Below are 19,227 nucleotides of genomic sequence, written 5' to 3'. Positions count from 1 at the left end.
CGCGTGGCTGCTCAGGCTGTCAGGCCGACTCTCTGACGACGAGTCGGGTACCCAGCACCACGGGGGCGGTGGGCTCGCGTCGGACCAGGGCCGACGCCGCCCTCGCGCCCATCTCCTCCACCGCCTGCCGGACGGTGGTCAGTTGGGGGCTGGTCCGCTGGGCGACGACCGCGTCGTCGAAGCCCACCACCGCGATGTCGCCGGGGACCCGGACTCCCAGGCGCCGCAAGGCCCGTAACGCACCGGCGGCCATCGCGTCGGACGCGGCGAAGACGGCGTCCAGCTTCGGGCGGCGGTCCAGCAGGCGCAGCATCGCGTGCTCGCCGCTCGCGGCACCGAAGTCGCCGTAGGCGACGATCTCCTGCGTGCCCGCCACGGCCCGGCGGTAGCCGGCCAGGCGGTCCGTGCCCACGGCCATGTCCTGCGGGCCGGCGATCGTGGCCACCGCCTTGCGTCCGCTGCGCAGCAGGTGGGCCACCGCCTCCGCCGCGCCGCCGACGTTGTCGGCGTCCACGTACAGCAGGCCCGCCGCGCCCAGCGGACGGCCGATGCACTGCACCGGCACGCCCGCCGCCTGCAGCACCCGGGGCAGCGAGTGGTCGTCGCCGTGCAGGCCGACCAGCAGCACGCCGTCCACGTGCCCGCTGCACAGGTAGTGCGCGAGCGCGGGTCTGCGGCTGCCCCGGGGCGCCGTCAGCACGGCCAACTCATGGCCGGTGCGGCTCAGTTCACGTTCGGCGCCGCGCAGTACCCGGGCGTGGAAGGTGTCCGTGGTCAACTGCGCGAGGCTGTCGAACACGACGACGGCCACCGCGCCGGTCTGCCGGGCGCCCCCGCTGGGGGCGCGGTGGCGGACGTAGCCCAACTCCGCAGCGGCGGCCTCCACCGCGGCGGCGACGCGTTCGCTGACGGGAGCGGAACGGTTGAGCACTCGCGAGGCCGTGGCGGTGGAGACGCCGGCGTGCCGGGCGACCTCGGCGAGGGTGGGGCGAAGGGTGGTGCGGACCGGGGTGGAGTCCATGGCATTCCTCCGCGACAGGCGGTTGGGAGCGCTCCCGATGGTTGGGCTCCTTGAATGCACCCGTCAAGATGTTTGACAGCGTTCGATCACTTTCGACTGCGCCCCGCGGCGTGGAAGCGCCATCCTTGAGGCTTCTCGTCGGACCGCTCCGCCCACGCCGTCGGTGTCGATAGCCTGTGGGGATGGGTCCGGGGGAGAAGCCGCACGAGCGGGCGAGCAACTCGGGAGGAAGTCCGGTGGATTCGAGCATGGCGACAGCAACGGCGGCGCCCAGGGCAGGCAGGCCCCGGCGCAGCCGCGGCGCGGACGCCGCCGATCTGCGCAAGCTGCTGGCCGCGCTCACGGCGATGCGCGACGGCAACTTCCGCCGCCGGCTGACAGTCCCCGGGGACTCGGTGATGGCCGAGATCGCGGCGGTCTTCAACGACATCGCCGAGCGGAACCAGCACCTGACCGGTGAGCTGGCCCGGGTGCGGCGGGCGGTCGGACGTGAGGGACGTCTCAGTGAGCGGCTCGAGCCGGGCGCCGGCGAGGGCGCCTGGTCGGCGGCGATCGACAACTGCAACTCGCTGATCGACGACCTCGCCCGGCCGATGGCCGAAGTCGGCCGGGTGCTCGGCTCGATCGCCGAGGGCGACCTGAAGCAGCGCATGGAGCTGCGGGCCACCGGCCCCGACGGCGGCACCCATCCACTGCGCGGCGAGTTCCTGCGGATCGGCCGGACCGTGAACGGACTGGTCGAGTCGCTGGCCGAGTTCACCGACGAGGTGACCCGGCTGGCGGTCGAGGTGGGCACCGAGGGCAAGCTCGGCGGCCAGGCCAGGGTCCGCGGCATGTCCGGCAGTTGGAAGGACCTGACCGACTCGGTCAACATGATGGCCAGTCAGCTGACGGCCCAGGTGCGCGACATCGCCCTGGTGACCACGGCGGTGGCCAAGGGCGACCTGTCCCGCAAGGTCACCGCGCAGGTCGCGGGCGAGATGCTGGAGTTGAAGAACACCGTCAACACGATGGTGGACCAGCTGTCCGGCTTCGCCTCCGAGGTGACCCGCGTCGCCCGCGAGGTCGGCACCGACGGCCGCCTGGGCGGCCAGGCCCGGGTCCCCGGCGTCGCCGGCACCTGGAAGGACCTGACCGACAACGTCAACCAGATGGCGAACAACCTGACCTACCAGGTGCGCAACATCGCCCAGGTGACGACGGCGGTGGCCCGCGGCGACCTGTCCCAGACCATCGAGGTGGACGCCCGCGGCGAGATCCTGGAGCTCAAGAACACCATCAACACGATGGTCGCCCAGCTCTCCGGCTTCGCCGAGCAGGTGACCCGGGTCTCCCGCGACGTCGGCACCGAGGGCATCCTGGGCGGCCAGGCGATGGTCCCCGGCGTGGCCGGCGTGTGGAAGGACCTGACCGACAACGTCAACCAGATGGCGAACAACCTCACCTCGCAGGTGCGGAACATCGCCCAGGTCGCCACGGCGGTCGCGCGCGGCGACCTGTCCCAGCGGATCACCGTGGACGCCCGGGGCGAGATCCTCGGGCTCAAGACCACGCTGAACACGATGGTCGACCAGCTCTCCGCCTTCGCGGACGAGGTGACCCGGGTGGCCACGGACGTGGGCACCGAGGGCATCCTCGGCGGCCAGGCCCAGGTTCCCGGGGTCTCCGGCACCTGGAAGGACCTGACCAGCTCGGTCAACCTGATGGCCAACAACCTGACCAACCAGGTGCGCAACATCGCCGAGGTCACCACCGCCGTGGCCCGCGGCGACCTCTCCAAGAAGATCACCGTCGACGCCCGGGGCGAGATCCTGGAGCTGGTGACCACCGTCAACACGATGGTGGACCAGCTGTCGGTGTTCGCGGACGAGGTGACCCGCGTCGCCCGCGAGGTGGGCACCGAGGGCATCCTGGGCGGCCAGGCCCGGGTCAAGGGCGTCTCCGGCATCTGGGCCGACCTGGCCGAGAACGTGAACCAGATGGCCTCGAACCTGACCTTCCAGGTGCGGAACATCGCCCAGGTGGCGACGGCGGTGGCCGGCGGCGACCTGTCTAAGAAGATCACCATCGAGGCGCAGGGCGAGGTGGCCGCGCTCGCGGACACCCTGAACACGATGGTCGACCAGCTGTCCGCGTTCGCGGACGAGGTGACCCGGGTGGCCCGCGAGGTCGGTACCGACGGCACCCTGGGCGGCCAGGCCCGGGTCCCCGGCGTCGCCGGCATCTGGAAGGACCTGACCGACAACGTCAACCAGATGGCGAACAACCTGACCAACCAGGTGCGGAACATCGCCCAGGTCACCACCGCCGTCGCCAAGGGCGACCTGACTCGCAAGATCGACGTCGACGCCCGTGGCGAGATCCTGGAACTCAAGACCACCATCAACACGATGGTCGACCAGCTGTCCGCGTTCGCGGACGAGGTGACCCGCGTCGCCCGCGAGGTCGGTACCGACGGCCGCCTCGGCGGCCAGGCCCGGGTCCCCGGCGTGGCCGGCACCTGGCAGGACCTCACCGAGTCCGTCAACGAGCTGGCCGGCAACCTGACCCGCCAGGTCCGCGCCATCGCCCAGGTCGCCACCGCGGTGACCCGCGGCGACCTCTCGCTGCGCATCGACGTGGACGCGTCCGGCGAGCTCAACGAGCTCAAGGACAACATCAACCAGATGATCGCCAACCTGCGCGAGACCACCCGCACCAACCAGGAGCAGGACTGGCTCAAGACCAACCTGGCCCGCATCTCCGGTCTCATGCAGGGCCGCCGCGACCTCGAAGCGGTCGCCTCGCTGATCATGAGCGAGCTGACGCCGGTCGTCTCCGCCCAGCACGGCGCCTTCTTCCTCGCCCAGCCCGCGCTCCGCTCGCCCGAACTGGTCGGCGGCGACGACGAGCCCGAGGACGACCTGATGCTGCGTCTGATCGGCTCCTACGGCTACAACCGCCGCGCCATGCCCACCAGCTTCCACCTCGGCGAGGGCCTGGTCGGCCAGGCCGCGCTGGAGAAGAAGCCGATCCTGCTGCGCGACGCGCCTCCCGGCTACCTCAAGATCGCTTCCGGTCTCGGCGAGGCCGCCCCGGTCAACGTCATCGTCATGCCGGTGCTCTTCGAGGGCCGGCTGCTCGGCGTGATCGAGCTGGCGTCGTTCAACGCCTTCACCAAGATCAGCCTGGACTTCCTGGACCAGATCGCCGAGATGATCGGCGTCACGGTCAACACCATCGCGGTCAACACCAAGACCGAGGGCCTGCTCCTGGAGTCCCAGCGGCTCACCGCCGAACTCTCCATGCGCTCGGCCGAGTTGGAGGCCCGCCAGGAGGAGCTGCAGCGCTCCAACGCCGAACTGGAGGACAAGGCAAGCCTGCTGGCCGCGCAGAACCGCGACATCGAGATCAAGAACTCCGAGATCGAGGAGGCCCGCCAGGTCCTGGAGGAGCGCGCCGAACAGCTCGCCCTCTCCTCGCGCTACAAGTCCGAGTTCCTCGCCAACATGTCCCACGAGCTGCGCACCCCGCTCAACTCGCTGCTGATCCTGGCCAAGCTGCTCGCCGACAACGCCGAGGGCAACCTGACCCCCAAGCAGGTCGAGTTCGCCGACACCATCCACGGCGCCGGCTCCGACCTGCTCCAGCTGATCAACGACATCCTCGACCTGTCCAAGGTCGAGGCGGGCAAGATGGACGTCCGGCCCTCCCGGATCGCGCTGGTCCAGCTGGTCGACTACGTCGAGGCCACCTTCCGTCCGCTCACCGCGGACAAGGGGCTGGAGTTCGCCGTCCGCGTCTCGCCCGACCTGCCGGTCACCCTGCACACCGACGAGCAGCGGCTCCAGCAGGTGCTGCGCAACCTGCTCTCCAACGCGGTCAAGTTCACCGACGCCGGCGCCGTCGAGCTGCTGATCCAGCCCGCCGGCCGCCAGGGCGGCCTGCCGGTGCCGGGCTCCATCCGCGAGCAGATGCTGGAGGCCGGCTCGATCAGCGACCCGGACGACCCGATGATCGCCTTCTCGGTCACCGACACGGGTATCGGCATCCCCAGCAACAAGCTCCGCGAGATCTTCGAGGCCTTCAAGCAGGCGGACGGCGGCACCAGCCGCAAGTACGGCGGCACCGGCCTGGGCCTGTCCATCAGCCGGGAGATCGCCCGCCTGCTCGGCGGCGAGATCAACGCCGAGAGCGAGATGGACCGCGGTTCCACCTTCACGCTCTACCTGCCGCTGCGGGAGGCCCCGGAGCCGGTGGCCCCGGCGGCGATCGAGCCCGCCCGCGGCCGCGGCGCCCTGCCCTCCGCGCCCGTCCTGCCGCGCCCCGCCGAGCCGCTCAACGCCCTCCAGGAGGCCCCGGACACCTCGACGGAGGCGCTGGGTACGGAAACTGACGCACCGTTCGCCGGGCGCTTCGACGGCGAGAAGGTGCTCATCGTCGACGACGACATCCGCAACGTCTTCGCGCTGACCAGCGTGCTGGAGCAGTTCGGGCTCAACGTGCTGTACGCGGAGAACGGCCGCGAGGGCATCGAGGTGCTGGAGCAGCACGAGGACGTGGCGCTGGTGCTGATGGACATCATGATGCCGGAGATGGACGGCTACGCCACGACTGAGGCGATCCGGCGGATGCCGCAGTTCAGCGGCCTGCCGATCATCGCGCTGACGGCCAAGGCGATGCTCGGCGACCGGGAGAAGAGCCTGGCCGCCGGCGCGTCCGACCACGTGACCAAGCCGGTGGACCCGGACCACCTGCTGGCGGTGATGGACCACTGGTTGCGGGCCCGGGAGCGGTGACCGGGGGTGCACGGCCCGTCGTCGGAGGGTGACCGAAACCCGGGAGTCGGTGGCAGCGTCGGGCGGGAACCGGATAAGGTCACCCAGCGTTGCCACTGGTACCGGTTCCGGGGTGGGGCAGCGGGCTGTGAGGTGCGGCTAGCATGACGGTCGTCGGAACGACTGCGGCACGACCATCGGTACGACCAACGGTACGAGGAGGGCAGGGCCCGATGCAGAAGGCCAAGATCCTCCTGGTCGACGACCGGCCGGAGAACCTGCTCGCCCTCGAGGCGATCCTCTCCGCGCTGGACCAGACCCTGGTCCGGGCGACCTCGGGCGAGGAGGCGCTGAAGGCGCTGCTCACCGACGACTTCGCGGTGATCCTGCTCGACGTGCAGATGCCGGGCATGGACGGCTTCGAGACCGCCGCGCACATCAAGCGGCGCGAGCGGACCCGGGACATCCCGATCATCTTCCTGACGGCGATCAACCACGGCCCGCACCACACGTTCCGCGGGTACGCGGCCGGCGCGGTCGACTACATCAGCAAGCCCTTCGACCCGTGGGTGCTGCGGGCGAAGGTGTCGGTCTTCGTGGACCTCTACATGAAGAACTGCCGGCTCAAGGAGCAGGCGGCGCTGCTGCGGCTGCAGTTGGAGGAGTCCACGGTCCTGGCCGAGCTGTCGGCGCGGCTCGCGTCGGTGGAGGAGCAGGCGGAGGCGCTGACCAAGCAGCTGGCCGAAGCCCCCGACCCCGCGGCGGCGGCCACCGCGACCCACCTGGAGCGGAAGATCGCTGCGCTCCGCTCGGCCCTCGACGCCCTCGAAGCCTGACGTCGCCCCGCCCCGGCAGGGGCGCTGGGCTGGACGCGCAGTTCCTCGCGCCCCAGGGGCCGTGTGCAACTGAATGTCTGTCGGTTCATCAGACACGTTGCGCGGCACGTGTGGTGAGCAGGGCCGCGACGGTACGCTGAGGCGCATGGCCACACGCACGTCCGGAAGCGGTTCGCAGACCCGGGGGGCGGGGACGGCGAAGAAGGCCACGGCTGCCAAGAAGGCCCCGGCCAAGAAGGCCGCGCCCGCGAAAAAGGCTGCACCGGCGAAGAAGGCGGCGGCCGCACCCGTCAAGAAGGCCGCGCCGCCACCGCCGAAACCCCTCGCCTACCGTGCGGTGCGCGGGAGTTGGCTCGGCCTGGCCCATGGCGTCGGGGCCGTCGCCCGGGGCGTGGGACGGGGCGCCAAGGGGCTCGACCCGGCCCACCGGAAGGACGGTCTGGGGCTGCTGCTCATCGCCGTCGCGCTCCTGGTGGCCGCGGGCTCCTGGTCCGACGCGCAGGGGTGGCTGGGCATCGCCGTCACCAACGTCGTCAAGGGCGCCTTCGGCCGGCTCTCCGTCCTCGTGCCCTTCCTGCTCGGAGGCATCGCGCTGCGCCTCATGCGGCACCCCGAGCGGCCGGAGGCGAACGGACGCATCGTCATCGGCCTCGGGGCGCTGACCTTCGGCGTGCTCGGGCTGATCCACATCGGCTGCGGCGCGCCCGGGCTGCAGGCCGGGGCCAGCCGGATCCGGGACGCCGGCGGGCTGATCGGCCTGGTGGCGTCCAAGCCGATGATGGGCGCGGCCGGGCCCGCGCTCGCGGTGCCGCTGCTGCTGCTGGTCACCTTCTTCGGCCTGCTCGTCGTCACCGCGACCCCGGTCAACCGGATCCCGGACCGGCTGCGGCTGCTGGGGGAGAAGCTGTCCCTGATCGAGCCTGCGGCCATGCCTGCTGACGGCCCGTTCGACGACGACGAACCGGGTGGGCTGGACGGCCTCGGCCTGGTGGACGAGTTCGAGGGGGAGCCGGGCACGCCCGAGGAGCGGGCCGTGCTGCTGGAGAAGCGCGGGCAGTTGGAGCGCGAGGGTGTTGCCGCGCCCCGGCGGCGTCGGCCGCGCCGGCGCACCCCCGCCGAATCCGCGCCGCCCGTGGACGACTTCGCGGACTTCGGCCCGCTCGGCCCGATCGACGTTGCTGCCGCCGCCGCGGCCGAGTTGGACGGTGCGGTGCTGCACGGCGTCCAGCCCTCGGCGGCCCTGGCCGACATCATGAGCCGCAGCGTCCGGGACCACACCCCCGAGCCGGAGCCCGTGGACCTGACGCCGGTTGACGACCCGTCAGCGGTACCGGAGCCGGAGGCCGACGCGGAGCCGGCCCCCGCCGCCGAGGCCGAGGCGGGCGCCCCGGTCCCGGCCGCGCGCAGCGAGCAGCTGCGGCTGCCCACCGAGGGCAGCTACCAGCTGCCGTCACTCGAGCTGCTGGAGCGGGGCGGACCGGGCAAGGCGCGCAGCAAGGCCAACGACGCCGTCGTGGCCGCGCTGACCAATGTGCTCGCCGAGTTCAAGGTGGACGCGGCCGTCACGGGCTTCACCCGGGGCCCCACGGTCACCCGTTACGAGGTGGAGATCGGCCCCGCCGTGAAGGTGGAGCGGATCACCGCGCTGGCCAAGAACATCGCCTACGCCGTGGCCAGTCCGGACGTGCGGATCATCTCGCCGATCCCGGGCAAGTCCGCCGTCGGCATCGAGATCCCGAACACCGACCGGGAGATGGTGAACCTCGGCGACCTGCTGCGCTCGGCGACGGCCGCGGCCGACCACCACCCGATGGTGGTCGGAATGGGCAAGGACGTCGAGGGCCAGACCATCGTCGCCAACCTGACCAAGATGCCGCACATCCTGGTCGCCGGCGCCACCGGCGCGGGCAAGTCCTCCTGCATCAACTGCCTGATCACCTCGATCCTCATGCGGGCCACGCCGGACGAGGTCCGGCTGGTCCTGGTCGACCCCAAGCGGGTCGAGCTGACCGCGTACGAGGGCGTGCCGCACCTGATCACGCCGATCATCACCAACCCGAAGAAGGCCGCCGAGGCGCTGCAGTGGGTGGTCCGCGAGATGGACCTGCGCTACGACGACCTCGCCGCCTTCGGCTTCCGGCATGTGGACGACTTCAACAGGGCGGTGCGCTCCGGCAAGCTCCAGCCGCTGCCCGGCAGCGAGCGGGTGCTGGAGCCGTACCCGTATCTGCTGGTCATCGTGGACGAGTTGGCGGACCTGATGATGGTCGCCCCGCGCGACGTCGAGGACTCCATCGTCCGGATCACCCAGCTCGCCCGGGCCGCCGGCATCCACCTGGTGCTGGCCACCCAGCGGCCCTCGGTGGACGTGGTCACCGGCCTGATCAAGGCCAACGTCCCGTCCCGGCTGGCCTTCGCCACCTCGTCCCTGGCGGACAGCCGGGTCATCCTGGACCAGCCCGGCGCGGAGAAGCTGATCGGCAAGGGCGACGCGCTCTTCCTGCCGATGGGCGCGGGCAAGCCCACCCGCATGCAGGGCGCGTTCGTGACGGAGGAGGAGATCGCCGCCGTCGTCGCGCACTGCAAGAACCAGCTCAACCCCGAGTACCGCGACGACGTCACCGTCTCCGACAAGCCGAAGAAGGAGATCGACGAGGAGATCGGCGACGACCTGGACCTGCTGGTGCAGGCGGCGGAGCTGGTCGTCTCCACGCAGTTCGGCTCGACCTCGATGCTGCAGCGCAAGCTGCGGGTCGGCTTCGCCAAGGCGGGGCGCTTGATGGACCTGATGGAGTCGCGCGGCATCGTCGGCCCCAGCGAGGGCTCCAAGGCGCGCGACGTGCTGGTGCAGCCCGACGAACTGGACGCCGTCCTGCTCACTCTCCGGGGGGAATGACGGACCGTCAGGGCAACCGAATGGACGCCTCGGCCGTTGTTTCCTCCGGGAGGGGGAACCGATCGTCCGACCGCCGCGTCCCATCGGCCGACGCCCAGTCATCTTCCTCTTGCGTGAACGGGGTTCGAGCTCCCGGGGAAGATCCGGAACCGGTCGGCACATTCGGCGGTATCCGGGTTGATCGGGTGTCGCACCCCACCCCTAGACTGGTGTTTCGATGGCGCTGCCCCGCCGTTCCGACGGGTGGGGTGCGCCCGGCCGCCCACGTGTGAAAGGCGCCCTTGTGACCATCGGCACGTCCCCCTCCGTGGACACCGACCCCACTATCGGCCAGGTGCTCGCCGCCGCCCGGGCCGCTTCCAAGCTGTCCCTGGAAGAGGTCAGCGCGGAGACGCGGGTCCGGGTGCCGATCATCCATGCGATCGAACAGGACGACTTCACCCGCTGCGGCGGGGACTTCTACGCGCGCGGCCACATCCGCGCCATCGCCCGGGCGGTGGGTACGGACGGGGACGCGCTCGTCGCCCGCTACGACGCCGCCCACGGCGGCGACCCGGCGGACGCCCGCCCGGTCGCCCCGCTGTTCGACACCGAGCGGATCCGCAGCAGCGAGCGCCGCCGCCCCAACTGGACGGCGGCGATGGTCGCGGCGATCGTCGTCGTCATCGCGGTGATCGGCGTCAATCTGATGAGCGGCAAGAGCGGCGACTCGTCCGCGCAGGCGGCTCCGCCGGCGAGCGCGAGCCCGAGCAGCGGCATCGGCCCGGTGCTGAAGCCCTCGCCGACGGCGACGGCCGCCGCCCCCAGCAGCGCGATCGCGGCGGCCCCGGCGGGCAAGGTGACGGTCAAGCTGAGCGCGGAGACGGCGGCGAGCTGGCTGTCCGTGAAGGACAGCAAGGGCAAGACCCTGTTCCAGGGGAACCTGGACAAGGGCCAGAGCCAGACCTTCACCGACGACAAGAAGCTCCGGATCATCCTGGGCAACGCCGGTGGCGTCCACCTCTGGGTCAACGGCAAGGATCTCGGCACCGCCGGCAACGACGGCCAGGTGACCCGCCTCACCTACACCCCCGGCAACCCCCAGGCGGGCTGACCGCCAGGGGGGCCAACCCCTGAGGAGCGCGGGGAACCGCGCGAGTACCCACCGCTGAGGGAGGTCCGTCCCCGATCAACGGGTCGAACCTCCGTGGGTGGTGGCTTGCTCGCGCAGTTCCCCGCGCCCCCGGAGGCCGCGCCTCCTGAGGGGGCTGCAACTTGAGGGGCGCAAAGATAGGTAACCTTGGCGACATGTCCGCACGCCGCACAGTCGCCCTTGTCACCCTTGGATGCGCCCGCAACGAGGTCGATTCCGAGGAACTCGCCGGGCGGCTGGAAGCCGACGGCTGGGAGCTCGTCTCCGACGCCGCCGACGCGGATGTCGCCGTCGTCAACACCTGCGGGTTCGTCGAGGCGGCCAAGAAGGACTCCGTGGACGCCCTGCTGGAGGCGTCCGACCTCAAGGGCCACGGCCGCACCCAGGCGGTCGTCGCGGTCGGGTGCATGGCCGAGCGCTACGGCAAGGAGCTGGCGGAGGCGCTGCCGGAGGCGGACGCCGTGCTGGGCTTCGACGACTACGCCGACATCACGGACCGCCTGCAGACCATCCTCTCCGGCGGCCACCACGTCTCCCACGTCCCGCGCGACCGCCGCAAGCTGCTGCCGCTGACCCCGGTGGAGCGGCAGGCCGCGGCTGAGGCGGTGTCAGTTCCCGGACACGGGCCCGCAGCTGACGAGGTGACGATCGCGGACCTGCCGGAGGGCGTCGCCCCCGCCTCGGGCCCGCGCACGCTGCGCAAGCGGCTGGACGACAGCCCCGTCGCCAGCGTCAAGCTGGCTTCCGGCTGCGACCGGCGCTGCAGCTTCTGCGCCATCCCGGCCTTCCGCGGCTCCTTCCTCTCCCGCCGCCCCTCGGACGTGCTCAACGAGACGACGTGGCTGGCCGGGCAGGGCGTCCGCGAGATCATGCTGGTCAGCGAGAACAACACCTCCTACGGCAAGGACCTGGGGGACATCCGCCTGCTGGAGACGCTGCTGCCGGAACTGGCCGCCGTCCCCGGCGTCGAGCGGGTCCGCGTCAGCTACCTGCAGCCGGCGGAGATGCGGCCGACCCTGATCGACGTGCTGACCGGCACCGACAAGGTGGTGCCCTACTTCGACCTGTCCTTCCAGCACTCCGCGCCGAACGTGCTGCGCCGGATGCGCCGCTTCGGCGACACCGACCGGTTCCTGGGCCTGCTGGAACAGATCCGCGCCAAGGCCCCGGAGGCCGGCGCCCGGTCCAACTTCATCGTCGGCTTCCCCGGGGAGACCGAGGAGGACCTGGCCGAGCTGGAACGCTTCCTCACCCACGCGCGGCTCGACGCCATCGGCGTCTTCGGCTACTCCGACGAGGAGGGCACCGAGGCCGCCGAGTACGAGGGCAAGCTGCCCGAGGACGTCGTCGCCGAGCGCCTGGCCCGGATCAGCCGGCTCGCCGAGGAGCTGACCGCGCAGCGCGCCGAGGAGCGGATCGGCAGCACCGTCGAGGTCCTGGTCGAGTCGGTCGACGAGGAGGACGGCGTCGTCGGCCGGGCCGCGCACCAGGCGCCGGAGACGGATGGAGTGACGGTTCTGCTGGGGGCCGTGGCGGACCTGCGCCGGGGCGATCTGGTCACCGCGAAGGTCGTCGCCGCCGAGGGCGTGGACCTGCACGCAGAGGTCCTCACCGTGGGGAGCCGCGGGTGACCCAGACCGCCGCGGGGGAGAGCAGCGCCAGAGCCAGCCTGTGGAACGTCCCCAACATGCTGACCATGCTCCGGCTGGTCATCGTTCCGGTCTTCATCGCGCTGCTCTTCGCCAACGGCGGGCACGACCCCAAGTGGCGCGCCCTCGCCTGGGCCTCCTTCGCCATCGCGATGATCACCGACCTGTTCGACGGGGAGCTGGCCCGGCGGATGGGACTGGTCAGCGACTTCGGCAAGATCGCCGACCCGATCGCGGACAAGGCGATCATGGGAGCGGCACTGATCGGCCTGTCGGTGCTGGGCGACCTGTGGTGGTGGGTGACCGTCGTCATCCTTGCGCGTGAACTCGGCATCACGCTGCTGCGCTTCTGGGTCATCCGAATCGGCGTCATCCCGGCCAGCCGGGGCGGGAAGCTGAAGACGCTGACCCAGGGAATCGCCGTGGGCATGTACGTGTTGGTTCTCACAGGCCCGCTCGCGGAGCTGCGTGCGGTGCTGATGGGCGTGGCCGTGGCGCTGACCCTGGTCAGCGGTCTCGACTACGTGCGTCAGGCGCTGGTGCTGCGCCGGAGCGCGGCGGCATGACCGGAACGGCTGCTGACGTGCTGTCAGCTCTGCGGCAGGCGGAACAGACCGTGGCCGTCGCGGAGTCGCTGACCGGAGGCCTGCTGGCGGCGGAACTGGTGTCCGTGCCGGGGGCCTCGCGTGGTTTCCGGGGCTCGGTCACCGCCTATGCCACGGAGCTCAAGTCCTCGGTACTGGGCGTGGACTCGGCCCTGCTGGCCGACCGGGGCGCGGTGGACGCCGAGGTGGCGCGCCAGATGGCGGACGGCGTGCGGAGGTTGATGCACGCCGACTGGGGGGTCTCCACCACGGGAGTCGCCGGTCCCGAGCCGCAGGACGGGCAGCCGGTCGGCACCGTGTTCGTCGCGGTCGCCGGGCCGGATGGACAATCCTCGTCCCGGCTCCGGCTGTCAGGGGATCGTGCCACAATCCGACGCATGGCCGTGACAGCGGCCCTCGAGCTGCTGAACGATCGGCTGAACGAGGCGTCACAGTCAGGTCCGGTGGGTTAGGACTGCCCGTCCCACCGGGAAGAAGACAAGTAGTGGGCCGCAAAGTTCAGCTGTCCATACCGCGAACTGCTGGGGAGGGGCCATGGATACAGCCCAGAGTGAACACAGCCGGGCTCCCCGCACGGGATGGCGGGCAGACGGTACGGTGGGGCTGTGAGGTCTCAAGCCGCGGTCCAAGGAGGGAGCAACCGATGATCCTGCTCCGTCGTCTGTTGGGTGACGTGCTGCGTCGGCAGCGCCAGCGCCAGGGCCGCACCCTGCGCGAGGTGTCCGCCGCAGCCCGGGTCTCGCTCGGGTACCTCTCCGAGGTGGAGCGCGGCCAGAAGGAAGCCTCCTCGGAGCTCCTCTCCGCCATCTGCGACGCGTTGGACGTCCGGATGTCCGAAGTCATGCGCGAGGTCAGCGACGAGCTGGCGCTCGCGGAGCTCGCCTCCGGCGAGTCCGGCCGCCCGGTGCTCGTCGAGCCCGTCACCGTTCCGGCTCCGCCGGGCGGGGACCGGGTCTCGGCGCTGATGCCCAAGGCCCCGGCGATGGACGTCGTGGCGGCGTGACGCCGATACCGGCACTGTTTCCGATCTGACGAATTGCCAGGTGGCCCTCTCCCGAGCGGAGGGGGCCACCTGCGCATAGGCTGGGGTTTCGTCCGGTCACCCTCTGCATGCGGGAGGTAGCAGTGCGCGTTCGCTTCCAGCGGAAGCTCCCGCCCCGCAGTCCCGTGCAGTGGGCCGCAGCGGCCTTGGGCAGCGCGCTGTTCTGGGCCCTGCTCCTCACCGGCGCCCTCACCCCCCGCACTTCGCTCGGCCTCCTCTTCGCCGGCGGCTGGACTCTGAGCCTGCTGCCCGTGCACTCCTCCCTCCGCGCCCGCGCGCCCCGCCGACGGCGCGCGTCGCCCTCCGTTCCGCGGGGTGACGATCCGGACCTGCCCGACCCGCCCCAGGCCGCCCCCGCCGCCCCACCGCAGGGCCCGTGAGGCAGGACGGGGCCCCTGCGGCCCCACCGCAGGCCCGTGAGGCCAGGCGGGGCCATGCGGCGGCAGGCACGGGTCCGGTCCCCGCTCAGGGCGCGTCGGGGGCGTGGGGTCGCCGGCCGGAGGGGCGGCTGATTGTCCGGTCCCCGCACAGGGCGGCTCGGGGGCGTGGGCTCGCCGGCCGGAGGGGCGGCTGAGCCACCCGTGGCGTGGGGGCGCGGGCGAGCCGGGGACGGCGACGCGTCAGTGCCGCAGGCGCAGGCCCCGGGGGGTCGGCACGAATCCCGCTGCTTCCAGGACGCCACCCAGCTCGGAGGTGAGGGCGGGCCGGCCGTTGATGCGTTCGACGGTGAGGTCCCGGAGGGCGCCCGCCTGGACCGTGCGGACGAGGGCGGTGGCCGCCGCGCTCAGCAGGGTGTCCGAATCGGCCCAGCTGAGCAGCGACTTGCCGCCGCGTTCGACGTAGAGCACGAGTTCGCCGTCGACCAGGGCCACCAGCGCGCCGGCCTTGCGGCCGGGCTTGTGGCCGCCCGGGGCCTCGGGCCAGGGCAGGGCGGCGCCGTAGGCGTTCGCGGGGTCGGCGGCCGCGAGGACGACCGCCTCGGGGGCTGACGGGTCCTCACCTCGGCGTTCCAGCGCGCTGTTGACGGCGCGCAGGCGGTCGATCGCGCCGTCGCCCGCGAACTGCGCGGCCCCGAGGCCGTCCACGACGTAGCCACGGCGGGTGCGGCCGTTCTCCTCGAAGGCGGCCAGGACGCGGTAGACGCCGGCGAAGCCACCGGGCGCGCGCTCGGCCTGGACCGCGCCGCGGGTGACCACGCCGTGGCGGTCCAGCAGCGTCTGGGCGAGGGCGTGGGCGCGTTGCGTGGGGTCCTCGACAGCGGCGGGCAGCAGCGACCAGCGGCCCGCCGTCGTCGGAAGGGCGGCCGTTCGGGGCAGGGGGCGGGAACCGCCGTAGCGGGCGCGAGGGGTGGCCCGGGGCGCGCGGTGGGCGGTGGCGCCGGCCGTGCGGCCGGAGCCGAGCAGCGCGCGCAGCGGGGCCAGCGTGTCGTTGGTCAACTGGCCTGACCAGACGAGGTCCCACAGCGCCGTGGCCAGCTCCGCCTGCGTGGCCTCGAAGCCCTGGCGGGCCACTTCGTCGGCGAGCTGACGGAAGAAGAGGCCGTAACCGGGGGCGAGGGCGGTGAGGATCGCACCGTGCAGCGGGGTCGTGGCCAGCGGCAGCGGCGGGGGCAGCAGCAGCGGCGCCGTGTCGGCGGGGTGCAGGGCCACCCAGCCGTCCTTGCCGGGCAGCGCGCCCGCGCCCGCCCAGAGCACCTCGCCGGACGCGGTCAACTCGTCCAGCAGGGCGGGCTGGTAGTCCCGGACCCGGGCGGGCAGCACCAACTGCTCCAGCGCGGACGCGGGGACGATCGCCCCCTGCAGCTGCTCCACGGCCCGCAGCAGACCGTCGAGACCCTGCAGCCGGTGGCTGCCGTGGTGCTGCCACTGCGGGAGGAAGGCGGCCAGGGTGCGGGGCGGCACGGGCTCGAGCTCGTGCCGGAGCGCGGCCAGCGAACGGCGGCGGAGCCGGCGCAGCACCTCGGCGTCGCACCACTCGGTGCCGAAGCCGCCGGGCCGGAACTCGCCCTGGACCACCCGGCCGGTCGCGGCGAGGCGCTGCAGCGTGCCGAGGACGACGGCCGGGCCGAGGCCGAGGCGGGCGGCGGCGTCCGCGACGGTGAACGGGCCGTGGGTGCGGGCGTGCCGGGCCAGCAGGTCGGCGAGCGGGTCCTTGACCGGCTCGGTGAAGGCCTCGGGCACGCCGACCGGCAGGGGCGTGCCGAGGGCGTCGCGCAGCCGTCCGGCGTCCTCGATCGCGGCCCAGCGGTCCTCGCCCGCGATGCGCACCCGGATGGCGCGGCGCTGGGCGGCCAGCTCGGCGGCCCAGCCCGGCTCGGCCCCACGCTCCGTCAGCTCCGCGTCGGAGAGCGGACCGAGCAGGCGAAGGGCGTCCGCGGTGCCCTCGGCGTCGCGGATGCGGCGCTCCGGGGTGAGCCGCTGTAGTTCGGCCTCCAGCTGGGCGAGGACCTCGGGGTCGAGCAGCTCGCGCAGCTCGGCCTGGCCGAGCAGCTCGGCGAGCAGCCGGGAGTCCAGCGCGAGCGCCGAGGCGCGGCGCTCCGCCAGGGGGCTGTCGCCCTCGTAGAGGAACTGCGCCACGTAGCCGAAGAGCAGCGAGCGGGCGAAGGGCGAGGGCTCAGGGGTGGTGACCTCGACGATGCGGACCCTCCGCGACTCGACGTCCCGCATCAGCTCGACCAGGCCCGGGACGTCGAAGACGTCCTGGAGGCACTCCCGCACGGCCTCCAGCACGATCGGGAAGGAGCCGAACTCGGAAGCCACGGCGAGCAGTTGGGACGCCCGCTGGCGCTGCTGCCAGAGCGGCGTGCGGCGGCCCGGGTTGCGCCGCGGCAGCAGCAGCGCGCGGGCTGCGCACTCGCGGAACCGGGACGCGAACAGGGCGGAGCCGCCGACCTGGTCGGTGACCGTCTGCTCGATGGTCTCCGCGTCGAAGACGACGGCGTCCGCGCCGAGCGGGGCCTCGTCGGTGACCGGGGCGTTCGGCGCGGCGTCCGGGTCGGGGAAGTCCATCAGGTCCGCGTCCGGCAGGCGCAGCACGATGCCGTCGTCGGCGTGCATGACCTGGGCGTCCAGACCGTGGCGCTCGGACAGCCGGGCGCCGAGGGCGAGGGCCCAGGGCGCGTGCACCTGGGCGCCGAAGGGGGAGTGGATGCAGATGCGCCAGTCGCCCAGCTCGTCGCGGAAGCGCTCGACCACGATGGTGCGGTCGTCGGGGAGGTGGCCGGTGGCCTTGCGCTGCTCGGCCAGGTAGGAGAGCAGGTTGCCCGCGGCCCAGTCGTCCAGCCCGGCGGCGTGCAGGCGGGCGGTGGCCTTGTCCTGGTCGAGCCCGTTCAGCTCGCGGACGAACCCGCCGACGGCCCGGCCGAGTTCGAGCGGGCGGCCGAGCGCGTCGCCGTGCCAGAAGGGCAGCTTGCCGGGCACGCCGGGGGCGGGGGAGACGACCACCTTGTCGTGCGTGATGTCCTCGATCCGCCAGGAGCTCGTGCCCAGGGTGAACACGTCGCCCACGCGGGACTCGTAGACCATCTCCTCGTCCAGCTCGCCGACGCGTCCGCCGCCCTTCTTGGGATCGGTGCCGGCCAGGAAGACCCCGAACAGGCCCCGGTCGGGGATCGTGCCGCCGGAGGTGACCGCGAGGCGCTGGGCGCCGGGGCGGCCGGAGAGCTTGTTGGTCACCCGGTCCCAGACGATGCGCGGACGCAGCTCGGCGAAGGCGTCGGAGGGATAGCGCCCGGCGAGCATGTCGAGCACGCCCTCGTAGGCGGACTGGGGGAGCGAGGAGAACGGCGCGGCCCTGCGGACCAGCGCGAGCAGCTCGTCGGCGTCCCAGTCGTCCATGGCCAGCACGGCGACCAACTGCTGGGCGAGGACGTCCAGCGGGTTGCGCGGGACGCGCATCGCCTCGATCCGGCCCGCCCTCATCCGCTCGGTGACCACGGCGGCCTGGACCAGGTCGCCCCGGTACTTGGGGAAGACGACGCCGGTGGAGACCGCGCCGACCTGGTGCCCCGCGCGGCCCACGCGCTGCAGCCCGGAGGCGACGGAGGGCGGGGACTCCACCTGGACGACGAGGTCGACGGCGCCCATGTCGATGCCGAGCTCCAGGGAGGAGGTGGCGACGACGGCGGGCAGGCGGCCGGACTTCAACTGCTCCTCGACCTCGGCGCGCTGCTCCTTGGAGACCGAGCCGTGGTGCGCCCGGGCGAGGACCGGAGGGGCGGCCTTGTTGGCGCCCGCCTGGGCCATGAGCTGCGCAGGACTGTGGGCGGCGGGCAGCGGCTCGCCGTTGAGGCGCTCCGCCGCGACCTCGTTGAGCCGGTTGCACAGGCGCTCGGCCAGGCGGCGGGAGTTGGCGAAGACGATCGTCGAACGGTGGGCCTGGACGAGGTCGGTGATCCGCTCCTCGACATGGGGCCAGACGGAGGCGGTCTGCTGCTCGTCCTCCTGCCCCGGGTTGCGCAGCTCCCCCAGGTCCTCGACGGGGACGACGACGGAGAGGTCGAACTGCTTCTCGCTGGGCGGCTGAACCACCGTCACCTGCCGGTTCGGGGACAGGTAGCGGGCCACCTCGTCCACGGGACGGACGGTGGCGGACAGCCCGATGCGGCGGGCGGGGGCGGGCAGCAGCTGGTCCAGGCGTTCGAGCGTGAGCGCGAGATGCGCCCCGCGCTTGGTCCCGGCGACGGCGTGGACCTCGTCGAGAATCACGGTCTCGACGCCGCGGAGGGCGTCCCGCGCGGCGGAGGTGAGCAGGAGGAAGAGCGACTCGGGGGTGGTGATCAGGATGTCCGGCGGGTGCGTGGCGAAGCGGCGACGGTCGGCCGCGGGGGTGTCCCCGGAGCGGATCGCGACCTCGATCTCCGGCTCGGGCAGCTCCATGCGGGTCGCGGCCTGCCGGATGCCGGCGAGCGGCGCGCGCAGGTTCCGCTGGACGTCCACGGCGAGGGCCTTGAGCGGGGAGACGTAGAGCACGCGGCAGCGCTTCTTCCGCTCCGCGGGGGGCGGGGTGGCCGCGAGCCCGTCCAGCGCGGAGAGGAAGGCGGCGAGGGTCTTGCCCGAGCCGGTGGGCGCGACGACCAGGACGTCCGATCCCGCGGCGAGGGCGTTCCACGCCCCGGCCTGCGCGCCGGTGGGCGAGCTGAACGCGCCCCGGAACCAGGCCTGCGTCGGGGCGGAGAAACGCGCCAGGGGATCGCTGACTGCCATCCCCCCATGGTGCCCGCCCCCACTGACACACCGGGCCGCAGGCCCGCGAGGGGCGCGAGGAACTGCGCGACCGGCCCACCACTCG

11 protein-coding genes are annotated in these 19,227 nt (G+C 72.5%); 9 read left to right on the top strand and 2 right to left on the bottom strand.

The genetic code is table 11. The features are described from left to right. Positions 1 to 19: 19 nt before the first annotated feature. Positions 20 to 1,021 (bottom strand): LacI family DNA-binding transcriptional regulator, encoded by a 1,002-nt coding sequence (locus tag ACFP3V_RS18115; protein WP_380584647.1) that lies wholly within the window; start codon positions 1,019 to 1,021, stop codon positions 20 to 22. A 248-nt stretch (positions 1,022 to 1,269) separates the two neighbouring features. Between ACFP3V_RS18115 and ACFP3V_RS18110 the strand changes: the two genes are divergently transcribed. The 9 genes from ACFP3V_RS18110 (at position 1,270) to ACFP3V_RS18070 (ending at position 14,318) form a co-directional block, all read left to right on the top strand. Continuing rightward, on the top strand, positions 1,270 to 5,799 hold the full coding sequence (locus ACFP3V_RS18110; RefSeq protein WP_380584645.1) for a HAMP domain-containing protein: 4,530 nt from the start codon (positions 1,270 to 1,272) through the stop codon (positions 5,797 to 5,799). Between the two features lie 212 nt (positions 5,800 to 6,011). Next, entirely contained in the window at positions 6,012 to 6,614 is a 603-nt protein-coding gene (locus ACFP3V_RS18105) for a response regulator (protein WP_380584643.1), read from the top strand. 145 nt (positions 6,615 to 6,759) lie between these two features. Then, positions 6,760 to 9,510, top strand: a complete 2,751-nt coding sequence (locus ACFP3V_RS18100; protein ID WP_380584641.1) for a DNA translocase FtsK — start codon at positions 6,760 to 6,762, stop codon at positions 9,508 to 9,510. Between the two features lie 283 nt (positions 9,511 to 9,793). Beyond that, entirely contained in the window at positions 9,794 to 10,603 is an 810-nt protein-coding gene (locus ACFP3V_RS18095) for a helix-turn-helix domain-containing protein (protein ID WP_380584639.1), read from the top strand. A gap of 194 nt (positions 10,604 to 10,797) precedes the next feature. Next, entirely contained in the window at positions 10,798 to 12,273 is a 1,476-nt protein-coding gene (gene rimO, locus ACFP3V_RS18090) for a 30S ribosomal protein S12 methylthiotransferase RimO (RefSeq protein WP_380584637.1), read from the top strand. After that, the gene (pgsA, locus tag ACFP3V_RS18085) at positions 12,270 to 12,857 is read left to right on the top strand and encodes a CDP-diacylglycerol--glycerol-3-phosphate 3-phosphatidyltransferase (protein ID WP_380584635.1); all 588 of its coding nucleotides are present in this window, start codon (positions 12,270 to 12,272) and stop codon (positions 12,855 to 12,857) included. Before rimO ends, pgsA begins: the two co-directional genes overlap by 4 nt. After that, positions 12,854 to 13,348, top strand: coding sequence for a CinA family protein (locus tag ACFP3V_RS18080; RefSeq protein WP_380584633.1), 495 nt, complete (start codon positions 12,854 to 12,856; stop codon positions 13,346 to 13,348). The genes pgsA and ACFP3V_RS18080 overlap by 4 nt, the downstream gene beginning before the upstream one ends. A gap of 191 nt (positions 13,349 to 13,539) precedes the next feature. Continuing rightward, positions 13,540 to 13,899 (top strand): helix-turn-helix domain-containing protein, encoded by a 360-nt coding sequence (locus tag ACFP3V_RS18075; RefSeq protein ID WP_380584631.1) that lies wholly within the window; start codon positions 13,540 to 13,542, stop codon positions 13,897 to 13,899. Between the two features lie 122 nt (positions 13,900 to 14,021). Then, positions 14,022 to 14,318: a hypothetical protein gene (locus tag ACFP3V_RS18070; protein ID WP_380584629.1), complete on the top strand. Its 297-nt coding sequence runs from the start codon at positions 14,022 to 14,024 to the stop codon at positions 14,316 to 14,318. A gap of 240 nt (positions 14,319 to 14,558) precedes the next feature. Here ACFP3V_RS18070 and ACFP3V_RS18065 read toward each other — a convergent pair whose 3' ends face one another. After that, a complete protein-coding gene (locus ACFP3V_RS18065; RefSeq protein WP_380584627.1) occupies positions 14,559 to 19,142 on the bottom strand; it encodes an ATP-dependent helicase in 4,584 nt (1,527 codons plus the stop codon). Positions 19,143 to 19,227: the final 85 nt, after the last annotated feature.

It is taken from the genome of Streptacidiphilus monticola (genome assembly GCF_042658505.1).
Taxonomy (GTDB): Bacteria; Actinomycetota; Actinomycetes; order Streptomycetales; family Streptomycetaceae; genus Streptacidiphilus; species Streptacidiphilus monticola.
Note: the sequence above shows the minus strand (reverse complement) of the source record. Positions and strands in the feature narration are given on the sequence as shown.

Coding starts and splice junctions, on each gene's coding strand:
- rimO (WP_380584637.1), top strand. CDS start 10,798: ATGTCCGCACGCCGCACAGTCGCCCTTGTCACCCTTGGATGCGCCCGC.
- ACFP3V_RS18105 (WP_380584643.1), top strand. CDS start 6,012: ATGCAGAAGGCCAAGATCCTCCTGGTCGACGACCGGCCGGAGAACCTG.
- ACFP3V_RS18110 (WP_380584645.1), top strand. CDS start 1,270: ATGGCGACAGCAACGGCGGCGCCCAGGGCAGGCAGGCCCCGGCGCAGC.
- ACFP3V_RS18115 (WP_380584647.1), bottom strand. CDS start 1,021: ATGGACTCCACCCCGGTCCGCACCACCCTTCGCCCCACCCTCGCCGAG.
- ACFP3V_RS18065 (WP_380584627.1), bottom strand. CDS start 19,142: ATGGCAGTCAGCGATCCCCTGGCGCGTTTCTCCGCCCCGACGCAGGCC.
- ACFP3V_RS18080 (WP_380584633.1), top strand. CDS start 12,854: ATGACCGGAACGGCTGCTGACGTGCTGTCAGCTCTGCGGCAGGCGGAA.
- ACFP3V_RS18075 (WP_380584631.1), top strand. CDS start 13,540: ATGATCCTGCTCCGTCGTCTGTTGGGTGACGTGCTGCGTCGGCAGCGC.
- ACFP3V_RS18100 (WP_380584641.1), top strand. CDS start 6,760: ATGGCCACACGCACGTCCGGAAGCGGTTCGCAGACCCGGGGGGCGGGG.